General features: G+C 72.0%; 14 protein-coding genes. 2 read left to right on the top strand and 12 right to left on the bottom strand.

Going from position 1 to position 18,451, the window contains the following annotated elements:
• Positions 1–539: 539 nt before the first annotated feature.
• Both ASF38_RS14545 and ASF38_RS14540 read right to left on the bottom strand, forming a co-directional pair.
• Positions 540–980, bottom strand: coding sequence for an AMP-binding protein (locus ASF38_RS14545; RefSeq protein ID WP_055967377.1), 441 nt, complete (start codon positions 978–980; stop codon positions 540–542).
• Positions 980–1,714, bottom strand: a complete 735-nt coding sequence (locus ASF38_RS14540) for an enoyl-CoA hydratase (RefSeq protein ID WP_056576906.1) — start codon at positions 1,712–1,714, stop codon at positions 980–982. Before ASF38_RS14540 ends, ASF38_RS14545 begins: the two co-directional genes overlap by 1 nt.
• Positions 1,715–1,818: 104 nt before the next feature.
• Here ASF38_RS14540 and ASF38_RS14535 point away from each other — a divergent pair, with 104 nt between their 5' ends.
• On the top strand, positions 1,819–3,519 hold the full coding sequence (locus tag ASF38_RS14535) for a TIGR03767 family metallophosphoesterase (protein WP_056554164.1): 1,701 nt from the start codon (positions 1,819–1,821) through the stop codon (positions 3,517–3,519).
• Positions 3,520–3,529: 10 nt separating this feature from the next.
• Here ASF38_RS14535 and rlmN read toward each other — a convergent pair whose 3' ends face one another.
• The 10 genes from rlmN to rpsB all read right to left on the bottom strand — a co-directional run bounded on the left by rlmN (position 3,530) and on the right by rpsB (position 16,734).
• A complete protein-coding gene (rlmN, locus tag ASF38_RS14530) occupies positions 3,530–4,645 on the bottom strand; it encodes a 23S rRNA (adenine(2503)-C(2))-methyltransferase RlmN (RefSeq protein ID WP_200914552.1) in 1,116 nt (371 codons plus the stop codon).
• 76 nt (positions 4,646–4,721) lie between these two features.
• Entirely contained in the window at positions 4,722–5,720 is a 999-nt protein-coding gene (locus ASF38_RS14525) for a putative zinc-binding metallopeptidase (protein ID WP_056554885.1), read from the bottom strand.
• Between the two features lie 53 nt (positions 5,721–5,773).
• Complete coding sequence (locus ASF38_RS14520) at positions 5,774–6,646, bottom strand: transglutaminase family protein (RefSeq protein ID WP_056576901.1); 873 nt, start codon at positions 6,644–6,646, stop codon at positions 5,774–5,776.
• Positions 6,643–9,111: a circularly permuted type 2 ATP-grasp protein gene (locus ASF38_RS14515; RefSeq protein ID WP_056576898.1), complete on the bottom strand. Its 2,469-nt coding sequence runs from the start codon at positions 9,109–9,111 to the stop codon at positions 6,643–6,645. Before ASF38_RS14515 ends, ASF38_RS14520 begins: the two co-directional genes overlap by 4 nt.
• Entirely contained in the window at positions 9,108–12,503 is a 3,396-nt protein-coding gene (locus tag ASF38_RS14510; protein ID WP_056576896.1) for a DUF2126 domain-containing protein, read from the bottom strand. The genes ASF38_RS14515 and ASF38_RS14510 overlap by 4 nt, the downstream gene beginning before the upstream one ends.
• Positions 12,504–12,573: 70 nt before the next feature.
• Positions 12,574–13,455 (bottom strand): phosphatidate cytidylyltransferase, encoded by an 882-nt coding sequence (locus ASF38_RS14505; RefSeq protein ID WP_056554150.1) that lies wholly within the window; start codon positions 13,453–13,455, stop codon positions 12,574–12,576.
• Complete coding sequence (gene frr / locus ASF38_RS14500; protein ID WP_200914550.1) at positions 13,445–13,999, bottom strand: ribosome recycling factor; 555 nt, start codon at positions 13,997–13,999, stop codon at positions 13,445–13,447. The genes ASF38_RS14505 and frr overlap by 11 nt, the downstream gene beginning before the upstream one ends.
• Positions 13,999–14,778, bottom strand: coding sequence for a UMP kinase (gene pyrH, locus ASF38_RS14495; RefSeq protein WP_200914549.1), 780 nt, complete (start codon positions 14,776–14,778; stop codon positions 13,999–14,001). Before pyrH ends, frr begins: the two co-directional genes overlap by 1 nt.
• A gap of 109 nt (positions 14,779–14,887) precedes the next feature.
• The gene (tsf, locus tag ASF38_RS14490) at positions 14,888–15,703 is read right to left on the bottom strand and encodes a translation elongation factor Ts (RefSeq protein ID WP_055967346.1); all 816 of its coding nucleotides are present in this window, start codon (positions 15,701–15,703) and stop codon (positions 14,888–14,890) included.
• 80 nt (positions 15,704–15,783) lie between these two features.
• A complete protein-coding gene (rpsB, locus tag ASF38_RS14485) occupies positions 15,784–16,734 on the bottom strand; it encodes a 30S ribosomal protein S2 (RefSeq protein WP_056576894.1) in 951 nt (316 codons plus the stop codon).
• A 333-nt stretch (positions 16,735–17,067) separates the two neighbouring features.
• Here rpsB and ASF38_RS14480 point away from each other — a divergent pair, with 333 nt between their 5' ends.
• The gene (locus tag ASF38_RS14480; protein ID WP_055967340.1) at positions 17,068–17,994 is read left to right on the top strand and encodes a M23 family metallopeptidase; all 927 of its coding nucleotides are present in this window, start codon (positions 17,068–17,070) and stop codon (positions 17,992–17,994) included.
• The last annotated feature ends 457 nt before the right edge of the window (positions 17,995–18,451 follow it).

Genomic DNA, 18,451 nt, shown 5'->3' with positions numbered 1-18,451 from the left:
GATGGGTCCGGGCTCGGGTCGGGCTCTCGGAGCGTGGCTCGGGGGACGCAGGATTCTGCGTTCGTGCGTGAGGGGTCGAAGGATGCTGCGTTCGTGGTCGGATCCCGTCGTGAACGCATCATCGTTCGGGGTTCTGCACGTGAAGGCAGAATCCTGCGTCCGCCGGGGGCGTCTCGTGCGGCGGGTGGGCAGGGATTCTCCCTTCTCGTGGACCGTTCCACGCAGAAGGAGAATCACTGCCCTCCAGGGCGCCATTTCGTCGCCACGATGCTTCCTTCGCGAGGCACGGTCCACGCGAAGGAAGCATCGTGCGCGGATCACGCACAGATGAAGAATCGTGGCCGCGCCCCGCAGACCCACCCGAGACCAGACCCCCCGCTCCGGTCGAGGCCCTTTCGGAGAGCAGGTTGACTCGCAGCCACAGCGACGCAGCCGCAGGAGAACGCGAAGCCACAGCGACGCAGGATCGAGCGAACGCCCACCAGGAGCGACGCAGCGGTGAGCGAACGCTCAGCCGAGGCGACGCAGCAGCGGCTCGGTCAGAGCACGGGGCGGCGCTCCAGCAGCGGCTCGACCACGTCGGCCGCGTGCCGCAGGACCGCGTCGCGATAGCCCGCGGTGTCGTCGGCCAGGGCCATCGCGGCATCACCCGACCCGGCCTGCCGGACCAGGTCCAGCGGGTGCACGTCGTCGCCGACCCGCACCACGGGTCCGTCGTCGGAGGGGACCACGACCACCACGCCGTCGGGAGCGGGCAGGGCACCGATGCGGATGCAGGCACACACCACGAGGACCCGGTCGACGTCGTCGACCTGGACGCCCACCTCGTCACCCGGACGGACGCCGAGCATGCCGAGTCCGGACGCGAGCGAGGCGGACCGCTCCAGGAGCCGGGCGAAGGTGAGACGCCCGGCTGCCGGGTCGTCCGCACCGCCGCTGACGACGTGACGGTCCAGCAGGTCGAAGCCGAGGCTGGCCATCAGCGTCCCCGGAACACGGGCGTGCGCTTCTCGGCACGCGCCTGGGCGGCTTCACGCACGTCGTCGCTGGCCCACACGTCGCGGAAGCTCTGCTCGATCGCCGCATCGTCGTGATGGGTGCCGTTGAGCACGAGCTTGTTGTGGGCGAGCGTGAGCGGCGCCAGCGTGGCGATCTCGTGCGCCCAGGCCAACGCGTCGTCGAGGGTCCCGGCCCGGTCGACCAGCCCGTGGGACAGGGCCTCGTCGCGGTCGATCAGCTCGCCGGCGAGCATCATCCGACGCGCCGGACCTGTGCCGGAGAGCGCCGCGAGCGTGCGGATGGTCCAGGCGTCCACCGCCATGCCGTTGCGCGCGGTCGGCACGCCGAACCGCGCGGTGTCGTCACCCACGCGCAGGTCGCACGCGATGGCCAGCTGCGTCCCCGCGCCGATGGCGGGCCCGTTGACGGCGCCGACGATGGGGACCGGCAGCAGCGCCAGGCCGTGCAGCATGCCGTACAGCGCCTCCAGGAACTCGTCCCCGTACACGCCACCGAGGTCGGCGCCGGAGCAGAACGCGGTGCCCTGACCGGTGATGACGATCGCCCGGGCTCCCCCGGCCGCCGGTCCGTCACCGACGGCGTCGCGCGCCGCCTCGTCGATCGCGCGGCACAGGTCGAGGTTCAGGGCGTTGCGACGCTCTTCGCGCTGCAGCTCCAGGACGACGACGTCGCCGTCGCGGTGGACTCCCAGCATGGTGCTCCTTCGGTCGGCTCGCGGCCACGCTACCGACCGCGCCGGCGTCGCTCCGCACGACCTGTCCGACGTGACCTGGAGCACATCGCGTCGTTGATGGGGACATGACGGTCACTCGTCGCGCCCTGCTGCGCTCCGGAACCCTGCTCGGCACGGCGGCCGTGGTCGGCCTGCCGTCGATCTCGCGGGCGGCGGTGTCGCCGGCCTCGTCGGCGGGCACCACGCTGGCGGGACGCCTCGTGCGCGGCACCCCCGGCCCCGGTGGGTACGCGCGTCTGGTGACGGCTGATGGGGAGCCGCACGTCGTCCGGGCCGATCTCGGGGCGACCCCGGGCGACGCGCGGGCCACCGGCCGCCAGGCCGTGGTCTCGTTCGTCCACCTCACCGACGTGCACGTGATCGACGCGCAGTCCCCGATGCGCGTGGAGTACCTCGACCGTCTCGACGACGCCTACTCACCCGGAGACCCCACGCTCGGCGGGCTCCTCACGTCGAGCTACCGGCCCCAGGAGATGCTCACGGCCCAGACGAGCGACGCGATGGTCCGCGCCGTCAACGACGTGACCGCGGGACCGGTCACCGGCAGCCCGCTGGCGTTCGCGATCCAGACCGGCGACAACTCCGACAACTGCCAGTACAACGAGGTCCGCTGGAACATCGACGTCCTCGACGGCGGCCGGCCGGTCCGGCCCGACTCGGGCAACCCGAACCGGTGGGAGGGCGTGCACGACAGCGGCACGTCCGACACGCACTACTGGCACCCCGAGGGCGGGAAGAACGACCAGTACCGCTCGCGCTACGGGTTCCCGGCGAAGAACGGCCTGCTCGACGCCGCGCGCCGGCCCTTCACCCCCGAGGGTCTCTCGATGCCCTGGTACTCGGTGTTCGGCAACCACGACGGCCTCGTGCAGGGCAACTTCCCGCAGACCCTGCCCCTCGGCCTGGTCGGCACCGGCCCGCTCAAGGCGACCAGCCTGCCGCCCGGGCTGTCCCAGGCCGACGTCCTCGACGCGCTCCGTACCGCGAACGCCACGCCACTGCTTGGAGCCCTGTCGTTGCTGTCGGCACGCCTGGTGTCAGCCGACCCGGCGCGCCGCTCGCTGACCCGCAAGCAGGTCGTGGACGAGCACTTCCGGACCAGCGGCGCCCCGGTGGGCCACGGCTTCACGGCGGAGAACCGGTCGAAGGGCACGGCGTACTACACGTTCGACCAGGGCTCCCTCCGTTGCGTCGTGCTCGACACCGTGAACCCCAACGGGTACGCCGACGGCTCCATCGACGCGGCGCAGGCGGCGTGGCTGGAGCAGGTGCTCACGGCATCGACCGACCGGTACGTCATGGTCTTCAGCCACCACACGTCGGCCACCATGACCAACCCGCTCGTGCTCACGGGCGGCGACGCGCAGGTCCGCGTGCTCGGTCCGGCCGTCGTCTCGACCTTGCTGGCGCACCCGAACGTGGTGGCGTGGGTGAACGGGCACACGCACAAGAACGCGATCACGGCGCACGCCCGCCCCGACGGCTCGGGCGGGTTCTACGAGATGAGCTGCGCCTCGCACGTCGACTTCCCGCAGCAGTCGCGACTCGTGGAGCTCGTCGACAACCGCGACGGCACGCTCTCGATCTTCACGACGATGGTCGACCACGCCGGAGCCGAGCAGCACTCCGGGCTCGCGAGCACCGTCGAGCTGGCGTCCCTCTCGCGCGAGCTCGCTGCCAACGACCCCCAGCAGCGCACCGCCGGCTACGAGGGCAAGGCCGCCGATCGCAACACCGAGCTGGTGCTGCCGAACCCGCTGGCCTGAGCCGCAGGAGTCAGTCGCCGGTGGCGGCGAGCTGGCCGCAGGCTGCGTCGATCTCGTCGCCGCGGGTGTCACGGATGGTGGTGCTGATGCCCCGGGCGTCGAGACGACGGACGAACTCGTCCATGTCCTCGTCGCGGGAGCGGGTGAACTGCGAGCCGGGGACCTCGTTGAGCGGGATGAGGTTCACGTGCACCCAGGCGCGGCCACCGTGGGCGATGAGGACGTCGGCCAACTTGTCCGCGCGCCACGCCTGGTCGTTGATGTCGCGCATCATGGCGTACTCGATGGACACCCGGCGTCCGGTCACGTCGAAGAAGTAGCGCGCCGCCGAGACCGCGTCGTCGACGCTGTGCCGCGTGTTGATCGGTACCAGCTCGTCGCGCAGCTCGTCGTCGGGTGCGTGCAGCGAGAGCGCGAGCGTGACCGGCACGCCCTCGTCGGCCAGCTGGCGCATGCGCGGGGCGAGGCCGACGGTGCTCACGGTGATGTTGCGGGCCGACATGCCGAGGCCGTCGGGGGCGGACGACGTCATGCGTCGCACCGCACCGACCAGGGCCTTGTAGTTGGCGAGCGGCTCCCCCATGCCCATGAACACGACGTTGGAGAGACGGCCGGGGCCGCCCGCCACGAGCCCGTTCGCCATCGCGGCCGCGGCGTCGACGACCTGGTCGACGATCTCTGCGGTGCTCATGTTGCGCTGGAGCCCGCCCTGGCCGGTGGCGCAGAACGGGCAGGCCATGCCGCAGCCGGCCTGGCTGGAGACGCAGACGGTCGCCCGCTCGCTGTACCGCATGAGCACGGACTCGACGAGGGCACCGTCGAACAGGCGCCACAGCGTCTTGCGGGTCGCGCCCTTGTCAGCCTCCTGCGCGCGCACCGGGGTGAGCAGCGGTGGCAGCAGGGCCTCGGCGATCGCGTCACGCTGCGCGGCGGGGAGGTCGGTCATGGCCTCGGGGTCGCGCTGCAGCCGGGCGAAGTAGTGGTGCGCGACCTGCTTGACGCGGTACGCGGGCAGGCCGAGCTCCTCGGCCGCGGCCTTGCGCTCCTCGGCCGAGAAGTCGGCGAGGTGCCGCGGCGGCTTGCCGCGGCCACGGGGAGGCTCGAGGACGAGCGGCAGGGTCTTGATGGGCTCGCTCACCGGCCCATCCTCCCAGGCCGACCCCAGCCGTGTCGAAACGTCGGACGGGGCGCGGCGACGCGGGTCAGGCGGCGGGCACGGGGTCCTTGGCGAGATCGGCCACGAAGTCGAGCTTCGTGAGCACCGGCTCCGGGATGACGAAGGGATAGAGGTCGTCGGCACCCATCGCGCGGTTGATCTGGTTCAGCGCCGTCGACAGGGGCACCCAGACGCCCCGGACCAGGTCGCTGAACAGGCTGAACGCCGTCGGGTCGACCGTCGTCAGCCCGTAGGCGCGGGCGGTCTCGACGGTGTCGCTGATGTGCATCCAGTGCGCGAAGGTCTCGGCGAAGTCCTCGAACGGGTGCATCGTCGCGTAGGTGCTGATGTAGGACTCCTGCCAGTCCTCGGGCGGGCCCTCGGCGTAGTGGCGGTCGATCTCGGCCTGGTAGTCCTTCGACTCGTCACCGAACAGCTCTCGGCACGCGGTCATGCGCTCGTCGCCACGGACCAGCACGGACTCGAAGTAGTGCCCCACCTCGTGCCGCAGGTGCCCCAGCATCGTGCGGTACGGCTCGGCCAGCTCGGCCTGCACCTTCTTGCGGTGCGCATCGTCCCCCTCGGCGAGGTCGATCGTGATGACGCCGTCGGCGTGGCCGATGACCACGTTCTCCTCGACGCTGGACAGCATGTCGAAGCACAGGCCCTGCTCGGGGTCCTCGTCGCGCGTGGTGATGGGCAGGCCGCGCGCGTCGAGCTCCACCACGAGGCGACGCTTCGCGGCCTCGGCCACCGGGTACTGCGAGAGCCCCTCGAGGTCGTCGTCGGACGGTCGCGTGCGCGTGAGGTCGCAGCTGAAGCACTGACCGCCCTCGAGTCGCGCCAGCCACGTGCAGCCGGAGAGGTTGAGGTTCACGCACACGTGCCACACGAGACCCTCGGCGTCGACGTGGCGACCGTCCTCGTCGACGGGCACGATCTCGTGCTCGACGCGGGAGTAGCCGAGCGCGGTGCCGCACGAGACGCACACGGAGTTCTCGAAGAACAGAGGGTTGCCGCACACACGGCAGGAGAAGGCCTTCACCGGCCCCATCATCCGGGCCGCGACCCCCCGGCGCACCTCGGGCCGGTGTGATCTCAGACCGGCACGACGTCGACACCCACGCTGAGCGTCGACGTCTTCGCCTCCGTGAAGATGACGCCCTTCAGCGGCGGGACGTCGGCGTACTCGCGACCCCACGCGACGGTCACGTACCGCTCGTTGGCGGCCTGGTCGTTGGTGGGGTCGAGGGCGAGCCAGCCGCCGCCCGGCACCCACACCGCGGCCCACGCGTGCGTGGCGTCGGCGCCCAGGACCCGCTCCTTGCCCGGCGGCGGCTCGGTCGCCAGGTAGCCGCTCACGTACCGGGCGGCGAGCCCGTGCGACCGCAGGCACGCGAGGGTCAGCTGCGCGAAGTCCTGGCACACCCCTGCGCGGGCCTCCAGGACGTCCGAGATCGTCGTCGTCACGGTCGTCGCACCCTGCTCGTACGCGAAGTCCGCGTAGATCCGGTGCATCAGCTCCATCGCCGCCTCCCCCAGCGGCCGCCCGGGACGCAGCGACTCGGCCGCGTAGGCGTGGGCCGCAGCAGGATGGTCGATCGAGGGCGACGCGAGCGCGAGGTCGATCGCCCGCCAGGCGTCCGGCACGTCACGGCGCTCGGTCGGCCGCGCCTGCTCCCACGGCACGGCCAGCGCGACGGGGTCCATCACCGGGACGTCGACCTCCACCACGCTGCGCGCCACCACCACGAGGTCACGATGGGCCTCGTCTAGCTGGAAGAACGTGGCGGTGTTGCCGTAGTGGTCGACGTCCGTGGCGAGGTCCAGCGGCGTGGGGTCGACGACGACCTCGTGCTGCTCGATGCGCTGCCAGGGCAGCTCGCGGGGGGTCAGGTAGCCGATGCCGTAGCTGCCGGTCACGTCGTCGTCGTAGGTGTAGGTGGTGCGGTGGGTGACGTCGAGCCTCATGCCGGCCCCCGTCCCGCCAGGCCGAACGACCGCGGGGCCGGCGCTGCGGCCAGGTGCATGGCCTCGAACGCCTCCGCGAAGCGCGACAGGTGCACGGCGACGGTGTCCAGGTGCCGCTCCAGGTTCGGCCGCGCCTCCCCCTCGATGGGCACGAGCGCCGCCGTGTCGACGCGGTCGAGCTCCTCGGCGAGGTCGTCGAGGAGCCGCTCGGGACGGGTCGATCCCGTCGAGGCGGGCAGCGCCGCGACGTGCCGCCGCAGCGCCTCGAGGTTGAAGCGCAGGGACCGCGGGTTGCCCGGGTCGGCGAGCAGCAGCTCGACGAGGGTGGTGACCCGCACGAACCCGCGGTAGCGACGACGATGGGTCACGGCGCTCTCGGTGGCCGTCAGCACCGCCTGGTGCAGGTGACGGTCGACATCGATGCCGCGGCGCACGGTGACCGAGCGACGCAGCAGCGCGACCACCTGCAGGCACCGCTCGAGGGAACGTCCCGCCTCGAGCACCTGCCAGCCGTCGTCGTGGACCATGTTCGCCGTGGCGCCGTGCAGGGCGAGCAGACCCGTGAGCATGCGCTCGGCGCTCTCCGTGACCTGCAGGCTGTGGTCGTTGACGTCCAGCATCCCGGCGGCGCGCTCGGTGGCGCCGAAGGCGCGGAACACGTCGATGGAGAGCTGGTCGCGCACGCCCTGTGCCGCCGAGCGCAAGGCGGCGAACGACTGCGCCACGGAGGCCGGTCGCCCCGCGTCGAGCAGCACCGAGCGCAGGTCGGCGTCGATGGCCGCCGGGTCCGTGAGGTCGAAGGTCCCTGGCACCAGCTGCTGCAGCGCCGACCGAAGCACCCGCAGCGCGACGCCGCCGGCGCTGTACGGCCGGCTGCGGTAGTCCTCGGCCAGCGCGTGCGCGACCAGCACCAGCCGCAGGGTGTCCTCGGCGCGCTCGGCGTACCGACCGAACCAGAACAGGTCCTCCAGCACGCGCGGCACCGGCGGGGTGACGTTGCTCGACGACGTGACGGGCAGGACCTCGGCCAGGTGCTGGTCGGGGTCGTCCGCGCTCTCCTTGAGCACCCACACGTCCTTGCTCGAGACCGTCCGGCCACCCTCCAGCACCGAGGCGAGCCCGCCGAGCAGAGGTCGGTAGGAGGCGCCGTACCGCAGCGTGAACGCTCGCAGGGCCACCGACTGGGGCCTCACCGCACCCCCGGTGAGCCGGGGCGCCTGGGACCAGGCGGGCAGCTCCTGCGCGGCGAACCGGTGCGGTGCGGCCTCGACCTGTCGGAGCAGGTCGTCGGGACCGAGGTGCTCGACGTCGACGCTGCGGTCGATGGAGCGGACGGTCAGCTCGTCGACGTGCTTGCGGACGAACGCGAGCGACGAGGGATCCCCCAGCCAGTAGGTGGGGACCGACGCGAGACGGAGGGGCTCGTCGAGCAGCCGCTCGCACAGCTGCGACATGTACGGCAGGAGGGCGGGGTTCTCCAGCAGACCGGACCCGAGACCGTTGACGATGCGCACGTTCCCGCGTCGGACCGCCTCCAGCAGCCCCGGCACGCCCAGCTGGGAGTCGCCACGCAGCTCGAGCGGGTCGCACCAGGACGCGTCGACCCGCCGCAGGATCACGTCGACCCGCTCGAGTCGACCGAACACGCGCATCCACACCGCCCCGGAGCGCACCACGAGGTCGTTGCCCTGGACCAGCGGGAAGCCCAGGCTCGACGCGAGGTGGGCCTGGTCGAAGGCCGTCTCCGACGACGACCCCGGCGTGAGCACCACGACGCGCGGGTCCGCCACGTGGTCGGGTGCGGCCTGCATGAGGGTCGAGCGCAACGCCTGGAGGAACGGGCCCATCTGGTGCAGCCCGGCCTCGCGGTACATCTCGGGCAGCACCCGCGAGATGACGTGGCGGTTCTCCATCGCGTACCCGAGGCCCGACGGGGCCTGCGCGCGGTCCGCGACGACCATCCACTCGCCCGCAGGCGTCCTGGCCACGTCGGTGGCCGTGACGAGGAGCGGACGCGCGTCGGTGGAGGAGGCGCGGGCGGTCACGCGCAGGTAGCCCTGGTGGGCGTACACGAGCTCGGGCGGGAGCACGCCGTCGGCCAGCACCGTCTGCGGACCGTGCAGGTCGGCGAGCAGCGCGTTGAGCAGCTCGGCCCGTTGCGCGAGCCCGACCTCCAGCGGGGCCCAGTCCTGGGGCGAGAGCACGATCGGGAGCGGATCGAGCCGCCAGGTCGCGCGGGGCTCCCCCGGTCGGCGGTAGGTGACCCCGTCGTCACCGAGGAACCGGTCGATGTCCCGGTGCACCCGGCGCAGCTGGGGACCGGTGATCTCGAGGGCGCTCGCGGCGATGCTCCGCCAGGCGGGCCGCAGGGCGCCGTCGGCGTCGACGACCTCGTCATAGCGACCGGGGGCGGCGTCCAGGGTCGGTTGGCCGACTGCCGAGGCGTAGTCGCGCAGGACCGTCATGGCGATGTCGTCAGCCGCCCAGGGCCCGGCACCCCCGCCGGGGCCGGCACCCCCGCCGGGGGCACCCGGCGCAGGTCGAGCGTGTGGGGGTACTCGTCGCTGTGGGCGCGACGACCCGCCTCGACGAGCGCGCCGACGTCGACCGGGCCGGTGCCGGCCGGCTGGGTGACGAACCGGCTCGACCGACGCGCCTCGGCCTCCTGGGCGTTGACCGGCGGGTGGTCGTAGGCACGGCCACCCGGGTGCACCACGTGGTAGGTGCAGCCGCCGAGCGCGAGGCCGGACGCGACGTCGACGACCTCGACGTGCAACGGGGAGTGCACCGGGATCGAGGGGTGCAGCGCCGACCACGGCTGCCACGCCCGGTAACGGACGCCCGCGTAGTACTCGCCGGGCACGCCGGTCGGGGTGAGGGGCACGGGAACACCCTGGCACGTGACGAGGTGGCTCGACCGCGAGATGCCGCGAACCGTCACCTGCAGCCGCTCCAGGGAGGAGTCGACGTACCGCGACGTCCCTCCGCCCGTGGCCTCCTCGCCCAGCACGTGCCACGGCTCGATGGCGCTGCGCAGCTCCAGCTCGACCGGGCCGGCGGGCGTGGCCACCTGGGTGAGGCCGATCCGCGGGAAGCGGAACTCCACGAAGGGGTCGAGCCAGGACCGCTCGAACGCGATCCCGTGGGCCTGCAGGTCGCCCACCACGGCGTCGACGTCGCGGATCGCTCCCTGGGGCAGCAGGAAGTCCTCGTGCAGGGCCGAGCCCCATCGCACGAGCGGATCGATGCTGGGCGACTCCCAGAACCGCGCCACGAGGGCCCGCACGAGCAGGGCCTGCACGAGCGCCATCTGCGGGTGCGGAGGCATCTCGAAGCCGCGCAGCTCGAGCAGCCCCAGGCGGCCGCGCGACGAGTCGGGGCTGTACAGCTTGTCGATGCAGAACTCCGCGCGGTGGGTGTTGCCGGTGAGGTCGGTGAGCAGGTGCCGCAGGGCGCGGTCGACGAGCCACGGGCGCACGGGCTCGTCCTTCTCCGCCGCCTCGGCGGCCAGGCGGTGCACCTCGGAGATCGCGATCTCCATCTCGTAGACCGCCTCGGGACGACCCTCGTCGAAGCGCGGCGCCTGGCTCGTCGGACCGATGAACCGCCCCGAGAACAGGTAGGACAGCGACGGGTGTCGCTGCCAGTGGGTCAGCAGGCTCACGAGGAGGTCGGGACGACGCAGGAGGGGCGAGTGCGCCGGGGTCGTGCCGCCGAGCGTGATGTGGTTGCCGCCGCCGGTGCCGGTGTGCTGGCCGTCGAGGTCGAACTTCTCCGTCGCGAGGCGGGTGCGCCGGGCGGCGTCGTACAGCGTGTCGGTCAGCGCGCTCAGCTCGGCCCACGAGCGGGTCGGGTGCACGTTGACCTCGATGACACCCGGGTCGGGGGTGACGCTCAGCTGGGTCAGGCGAGGATCCGGCGGCGGGCCGTAGCCCTCGACCACGACCGGTGTCCCGACGGCGACGGCGGCGGCCTCGACCACGTGCAGCAGGTCGGCGTAGTCCTCCAGCCGCTCGGTGGGTGGCAGGAAGACGTGCAGGACCTCGGCCCCGTCCTCGCTGCCGGGACAGACCTCGAAGGCGAGCGCCGTGGTGGGCTGCTCCTCGGGATCGACGACCTCGACGTCGGGCACGCCGGGCACGAGGGTCGGTCCGGCCTCGAGGTAGGACGGATCGCCCGACGCCTCGGGGTCGGTCCACGTGATCGAGTCCAGCGGCAGGCGCAGACCGACGGCGGAGTCGCCGGGCAGCAGCACGAGCCGACCGCGCCGGAAGCGCCAGGCAGGGCTGCGCCACGTCTCCCCCGTCGCCAGCGGCAGCACCCACCCGGTCGGACGCGCCACGGCTGCGTCGAGCTCGGCCACGAGGGCGACGTCGGGGACCTGCTCCGCCCCGTCGGGACCGACGGAGTCCGGGCGGGGGCCGTCGGGACGCGACACGTCGTGCGCGAGCACGGCGAACGGGTCCTCCCACGCCGGCAGCACCTGCTCGGCCGGGAGCCCGAGCAAGTGCGCGACCTCGCGCGCCAGCCGCTCGGCCGTGCCGTGCTCGACGGCCTCGTTCTCGGCCCACGGGTCGCACAGCAGGTCCGGATCGCTCCACAACGGCTCACCGTCGGTTCGCCACTGCATCGAGATCTGCCAGCGCGGCAGGGGCTCGCCCGGATACCACTTGCCCTGCCCGCGGTGCACGAGCCCACCGGCGGCGTACACCTGGCGCAGACGCTCGGCGAGCTCGGTGGCGAGGGCGCGCTTCTCGTCACCGTCGGCGTCGGTGTTCCACTGCGCCGAGGTCATGTCGTCGACGCTCACGAAGGTGGGCTCGCCCCCCATCGTGAGGCCCACCTCGCCGGCGTCGAGCCGGGCGTCGACGTCGGCCCCCACCGCGTCGACGCGCTGCCACTGGGCGTCGGTGTACGGGAGCGTGACCCGGGGGTCCTCGTGGACGCGGGTCACCTCGTTGACGAACGAGAACTCCACCTCGGCCGGCTCCAACGCACCCGTGATGGGGGCGGCCGACGACGGGTGGGGCGTGGCCGAGAGCGGGATGTGGCCCTCCCCCGCGAACAGCGCCGACGTCGGGTCCAGGCCGACCCAGCCGGCGCCCGGCACGAAGACCTCGGCCCACGCGTGCAGGTCGGTGAAGTCCTCGGTGGCACCCGCCGGCCCGTCGAGGGCCTGCGCCGCGACCAGCGGGTCCGGGGCCAGCTGCACGAGGTAGCCCGACACGAACCGCGCAGCGAGCCCGTACTGGCGCAGCAACGACACGAGGAGCCAGGCACTGTCACGGCACGACCCGATCGCGCGCGTGAGCGTCTCGTCGGGCGTCTGCACCCCTGGCTCCATGCGCACGGTGTAGGCGACGTCGCGGTGGACGGCGTCGTTGAGCCCGGCGAGGAACTGCACGAGCGGCACGCCGTCGTCCGGGAGGTCCGGGAGGGTGTCGCGCCACTGGGAGACGACCGGTCCGGGACCGGCATCGGCCCCGCTCTCCCCGACCGGACGCAGGTAGGGAGCGAGGTCGGCCGCCAGCTGGGGCTCGTACGTGAACGGGAAGGTCTCGGCGTACTCCTCGACGAAGAAGTCGAACGGGTTGATCACCATGAGGTCGGCGACGAGCGAGACGTCGATGTCCAGCTCGGTGACCTTCTCGGGGAACACGAGCCGCGCCTGCCAGTTGCCGAAGGGGTCCTGCTGCCAGTTGACGAAGTGCTCGCCCGGCGAGACCTTCATCGCGTAGGCGTCGATGGGCGTGCGGCTGTGCGGCGCGGGACGCAGCCGCACGACGTGCGGGCCCAGGGCGACAGGGCGGTCGAAGCGGTAGGTCGTGCGGTGGCGGAGCGAGACCTTGATCGACATGGCGCAAGCCTGCCTCATGGCTGTTTCACGGCCGTGACGGCACCGACCCGGTTGCCCGGCCGGGCGTCGGTCAGGCAGGCGTGACCAGGTAGTGCAGGATCAGCCACGCGACGGGGGCGACGGCGATCAGGGAGTCCAGACGGTCCATGAGACCTCCGTGGCCGGGGAGCAGGTCGCCCATGTCCTTGATGCCGAGGTCGCGCTTGACCAGGGACTCCGACAGGTCACCGAGCGTGGCCATGACGACGCCGGCGACGCCGAGCAGGACGCCGACCCACCAGTCGCCGTCCAGCCCGAGCACCACGGTGCCGATGCCCGCACCGATGCCGAAGACGAGCGAGCCGGTGAAGCCCTCCCAGGACTTCTTGGGGCTGATGGTCGGGGCCATGGGGTGCTTGCCGAACAGGACGCCGGCGATGTAGCCGCCGATGTCGGAGGCGACCGTGGCCACGATGAACGCGACGATGCGCCAGGGTCCGTCGTCCTCGACGAGCATGAGCATGACGAAGACGCCCATGAGGTGCAGGTAGGACAGGCAGAACAGGCCGGCACTCGCGTCGCGCACGAAGCCGTCGGCGCCGTCGGAGAGTCGCCACACGAGGGTGCCGATGACGGTGAGGGCCATCGCGACGGCCGCGGTCTCCATGCCGCCGTAGTAGGCGCCGAGCAGCATGAGGGTGCCGCCGGTGAGCACGGGCAGGAACGGGACGGTGATCCCGGCCTTGCCGAGGGCCCTGGCCAGCTCCCACAGACCGACGCCGAGCGCGAGCACGACGACGGCGACGAACAGGTCCTTGAAGAGGAACAGCGACGCCACGACCGTGCCGCCGAGCGCGGCACCGACGGCGATGGCCGCCGGCAGGTTGCGCCCGGCGCGGCTCTTCTTCTGCGCCACCGCGGGGTCGGGCTCGTCCAGGGGTCCGTCCGTGGGGGCGGGCTCCTCAGACCTCAAGGAGCTCGGCTTCCTTGTTCTTGAGCATCTCGTCGATCTGGTCCACGTGCTGCTTGGTCAGCCCGTCGAGCCGCTTCTCGGCGCCGGTGTTGTCGTCCTGGCTGATCTCGGAGTCCTTCTCGGCCTTGTCCATGGCCTGCTTGGCGCTGCGGCGGACACCGCGCACGGCCACCCGGCCCTCCTCGGCCTTGGAGCGCGCGAGCTTGATGTACTCCTTGCGCCGCTCCTCGGTGAGCTCGGGCAGGGTCACGCGCAGCACCTTGCCGTCGTCGGACGGGTTGACGCCGAGGTCGGACTCGCGGATGGCCTTCTCGATCGCACTCTTCGCGCCCTGGTCGTAGGGGCTGATGATGACCGTGCGAGGCTCCGGCACCTGGAAGCCCGCCAGCTGCTGCAGCGGCGTGGGGGTGCCGTAGTACTCGGCCGTGATCTGGGCGAACATCGCCGGGTGCGCACGACCGGTGCGGATCGCGGCGAACTCCTCGCGGGTGTGCTCGACGGCCTTGTCCATCTTGCTGCCGGCCTCGCGCAGGGTCTGGTCGATCACGATGCGTCTCCTGTAGTCGTCCCGTTGAGTGGTCCGGTCCCACCGTGGACCAGCGTCCCGATCCTCTCACCACGCAGGACGCGGGCGATGTTGCCCTCGCCCTCCATGCCGAACACGATCATGGGCAGGTCGTTCTCCATGCACAGCGCAAACGCGGCCGCGTCGACCACCTTGAGGCCGAGGCGCAGGGCCTCGGCGAAGGTGATCTCCTCGAAGCGTCGCGCCGATGCGTCGGTGCGCGGGTCGGCGGAGTAGACCCCGTCGACGCCGCTCTTACTCATGAGCACCGCGTCGGCCTTGATCTCGAGCGCACGCTGGGCCGAGACGGTGTCGGTGCTGAAGTAGGGCATGCCCGCACCGGCGCCGAAGATCACGACGCGGCCCTTCTCGAGGTGCCGGATGGCGCGCCGGGGGATGTACGGCTCGGCGACCTGCCCCATGGTGATGGCCGACTGCACCCGGGTGTCGATGCCCTGCTTCTCGATGAAGTCCTGCAGGGCGAGGCTGTTCATGACGGTGCCGAGCATGCCGATGTAGTCGGCGCGGGACCGCTCCATGCCGCGCTGGCTGAGCTCGGCGCCGCGGAAGAAGTTGCCGCCGCCGACGACGATCGCCACCTGGGCGCCCTCGCGGACGGCCTCGGCGACCTGGCGGGCGATGGCGTTGACGACGTCGGGGTCGATGCCGATGCTCCCGCCGCCGAAGACCTCGCCGGACAGCTTCAGCAGCACGCGACGGACGCCGGGACCTGGGGTCCCGGCGTCCGCCGTCGACAGCTCCGTGCTGCCGTGCACGCCACGGGGGTCGGCCGGGTCACCGTTCGTCTGGTGGATGCTCACGATGCTCCGGTCCTTCCTGTGGTCGTGCGTGGGTCGACTCCTGCGCTCAGGCGCCGATCTCGATGTGCGCGAAGCGCGTGATGCTCACGCCGGCGGCGTCGAGCACGGCCTTGACCGTCTTCTTGTTGTCGGTGACGGACGGCTGGTCGAGCAGCACGACGTCCTTGAAGAAGCCGTTGACGCGACCCTCGGTGATCTTCTCGATCGCCTGCTCGGGCTTGCCCTCCTCGCGGGCCGTGGCCTCGGCGATCTCGCGCTCCTTGGCGACGATGTCGGCGGGCACGTCCTCACGGGTGAGGTAGCGCGGGCGCATGGCCGCGATCTGCATGGCGGCGCCGCGGGCGGCGTCGAGGTCGTCGCCGGTGTACTCGACGAGCACGCCGACGGCCGGCGGGAGGTCGCTGGCACGACGGTGGAGGTAGACGGCGACCTGGCCGTCGAACGCGGCCACCCGGCCGAGCTCGATCTTCTCGCCGATGACGGCGGCGAGGGCGCTGACGGTCTCCTCGACGGTCTTGCCGTCGTCGAGGGTCGTCTTGGCGAAGGCCTCGGCGCTCTCGGGCTTGCTGGCGTCGGCCGCGGCGGCCAGGCGCTCGGCGAGCTCGATGAACTGCTCGTTCTTGGCGACGAAGTCGGTCTCGGAGTTGAGCTCGACGATGGCGGTGCCGGTGTTGGCGACGAGGCCGGACGAGGCCTCGCGCTCGGCGCCGCGCTTGGCGGCCTTGGCCGCACCGGAGATCCGCAGGATCTCGACGGCCTTGTCGAAGTCGCCGTCGGCCTCGGTGAGGGCCTTCTTGGCGTCCATCATCCCGGCGCCCGTGGCGTCGCGGAGCTTCTTCACGTCTGCGGCAGCAATGGCCATGTGCGTGGTCTCTTCCCTGATCGTGGTGGTGGCAGGTGGTGGGGTCGGGTGCCGGGGATGGCCCGGCACCCGACCAGGGATCACTTCTCGGCGGGAGCCTCGGTGGCCTCGGCAGCCGGAGCCTCGGTGGCCTCGGCAGCGGGGGCCTCGGCAGCCGGAGCCTCGGTCGTCTCGGCAGCCGGAGCCTCGGCGGCGGGCGCCTCGGTGGACTCGGCAGCCGGGGCCTCGGCGGCGGGGGCAGCGGACTCGTCCTTCTTCTCGAGCAGCTCGCGCTCCCACTCGGCCAGGGGCTCGTCGCCACCGAGCTCGGCGCCGGCCTCCTCGTTGCCCGTCTTGGCGCCGCCGCGCTGCAGCAGGCCCTCGGCGACGGCGTCGGCGACCACGCGGGTCAGCACGCTGACCGAGCGGATGGCGTCGTCGTTGCCCGGGATCGGGTAGTTGACGTCGTCGGGGTCGCAGTTGGTGTCGAGGATCGCGACGATCGGGATGCCGAGCTTCTTGCACTCGTCGACCGCGAGGTGCTCCTTCTTGGTGTCGACGATCCAGACCGCGGACGGGGTGCGGGCCATGTCGCGGACACCGCCGAGGGTGCGGTTCAGCTTGTCGTACTCGCGACGCATCTGGAGGAGCTCCTTCTTCGTGCGACCCGAACCGGCCACGTCGTCGAAGTCGATCTCCTCGAGCTCCTTCATGCGCTGGAGCCGCTGGTGCATCGTCTGGAAGTTGGTGAGCATGCCGCCGAGCCAGCGCTGGTTGACGAAGGGCATGCCGACGCGCTTGGCCTGCTCCTCGACCGGCTCCTGCGCCTGGCGCTTGGTGCCGACGAACAGGATCGTGCCGCCGCGGGCGACGGTGTTCTTGACGAACTCGTAGCCGGCATCGATGTAGGCCAGCGACTGCTGCAGGTCGATGATGTAGATGCCGTTGCGCTCGGTGAAGATGAAGCGCTTCATCTTCGGGTTCCAACGACGGGTCTGGTGCCCGAAGTGGACGCCGCTCTCGAGCAGCTCTCGCATGGTGACGACCGCCATGGTCGATTCCTCCTCTGGACGCACCGGCCCTGCGGCGGGTGGTCCGTTCCTGGTTGATGCACCGCCGGTCGGCGGTGCCCTGACTCCCGTGCCACGCGAACCAACCTGCGAGCAGGACCAGGATCGCGCCCGGCGTTCGGTCGACGAGCGACGTCACGACGGAGACGGGCGTGCGAATTTCACGTCCGAGGACGTGATGGGGTCAGTCTAGGACACCGGGCGGGAGAACGAGAAATCCACAGACCCGGCGCCGTGGGCACCTGCGGACGTCCCGTGTCCACAGGTCGCGACGAGGGCCTGCCGCGACGAGCGCCGACGGGGTTCGCTCGAGTCATGCCGGCCCGCTCCCCCCACCCTCGCCTCCTCCTCGCCCTCGGCGCTGCCGCCGCGATCCTGCTGTCGACGGCGACCGGTGTGGCGCGGGCCTCGGACGACGGCCCGTCGTGGTCGTGGCCGCTCGGCCAGCGGGTGGTGGGCACCGACTTCGACCCGCCCGACACCCCCTACGGCGCAGGGCATCGCGGGATCGACCTGCCCGGCTCCCCGGGCGAGCCCGTGCGTGCCGTGGCGGCCGGCCGGGTCAGCTTCTCGGGGACGGTGGCCGGCGTGGGCGTGGTGACCGTCGACCACGGGGGCGAGCGCTCCACCTACCAACCGGTGGAGCGGCGCACGGTCGAGCGTGGCGACGCGGTCGAGCCCGGCGAGGTCCTGGGTCGACTCGCGCCGGGTGGGACGCACTGCGCAAGCGCGTGCCTGCACCTCGGGCGACTGCAGGGCGAGCGCTACCTCGACCCGCGCGATCGGCTCACCGGCGAGTCGCGGTTCGTGCTCGTGGACCCTGACGCCCGACTCCCCCGGCCCCCGGCCGGCGCCCTCGGCTCGCTCGGCGACCTCGCCCGGCCCGTCGGTGGACCGGTCACGTCGGCGTTCGGGATGCGTGTCCACCCGGTGACCGGCATCCGCAAGCTGCACGACGGCGTCGACCTCGGCGCCTCCTGCGGCACGCCCGTCCGAGCGGCGAAGGCCGGTACCGTCCGGTCCGCGGGGCGCGACGGTGCCTACGGACTCCGGGTCGTGCTGGACCACGGCGGCGGCGTGCGCACCGCCTACGCCCACCTGTCCTCGGCCTCGGTCTCGCGCGGCGACCGGGTCGATCCGCGCACCGTCGTCGGCCGCGTGGGCTCGACCGGGATGTCGACCGGCTGCCACCTGCACTTCATGGTGGTGCGGGGCGGGAAGCCGGTCGATCCGATGGGGTGAGGGGCTCTGCTCCCCGTTCGCCTGCGGCTGCGTCGCTGTGGGTGGGTCTTCGCCTGCTGCTGCGCTCCCGCGGGTGGGTCTTCTCCTGCGGCTGCGTTGCTGTGGCGCCGAGGCGGGTCGGTCTCCGAAAGTGCCTCGACCGGCGGCGGGGTCCTGGCTCGGGTGGGCTCTCGGAGCGTGGCTCGGGGGGACGCAGGATTCTGCGTTCGTGCGTGAGGGGGCGAAGGACGCTGCCTTCGCTACGGGATCCCGTCGTGTACGCAGCATCGTTGGGGCTTCTGCACGCGAAGGCAGAATCCTGCGTCCACCGGGGCCTCTCGTGCGCCGAGTGGGCAGAGATTCTTCCTTTGCGCGGGACGGTCCACGAGAAGGGAGAATCCTTGCCCGTACGGACCCCTTTTCGTCGCCACGATGCTTCCTTCGCGTGGCGCGGTCCACGCGAAGGAAGAATCGTGCG

Origin of the sequence: Aeromicrobium sp. Leaf272 (assembly GCF_001422865.1) — a bacterium.
Classification (GTDB): domain Bacteria; phylum Actinomycetota; class Actinomycetes; order Propionibacteriales; family Nocardioidaceae; genus Aeromicrobium.
Note: the sequence above shows the minus strand (reverse complement) of the source record. Positions and strands in the feature narration are given on the sequence as shown.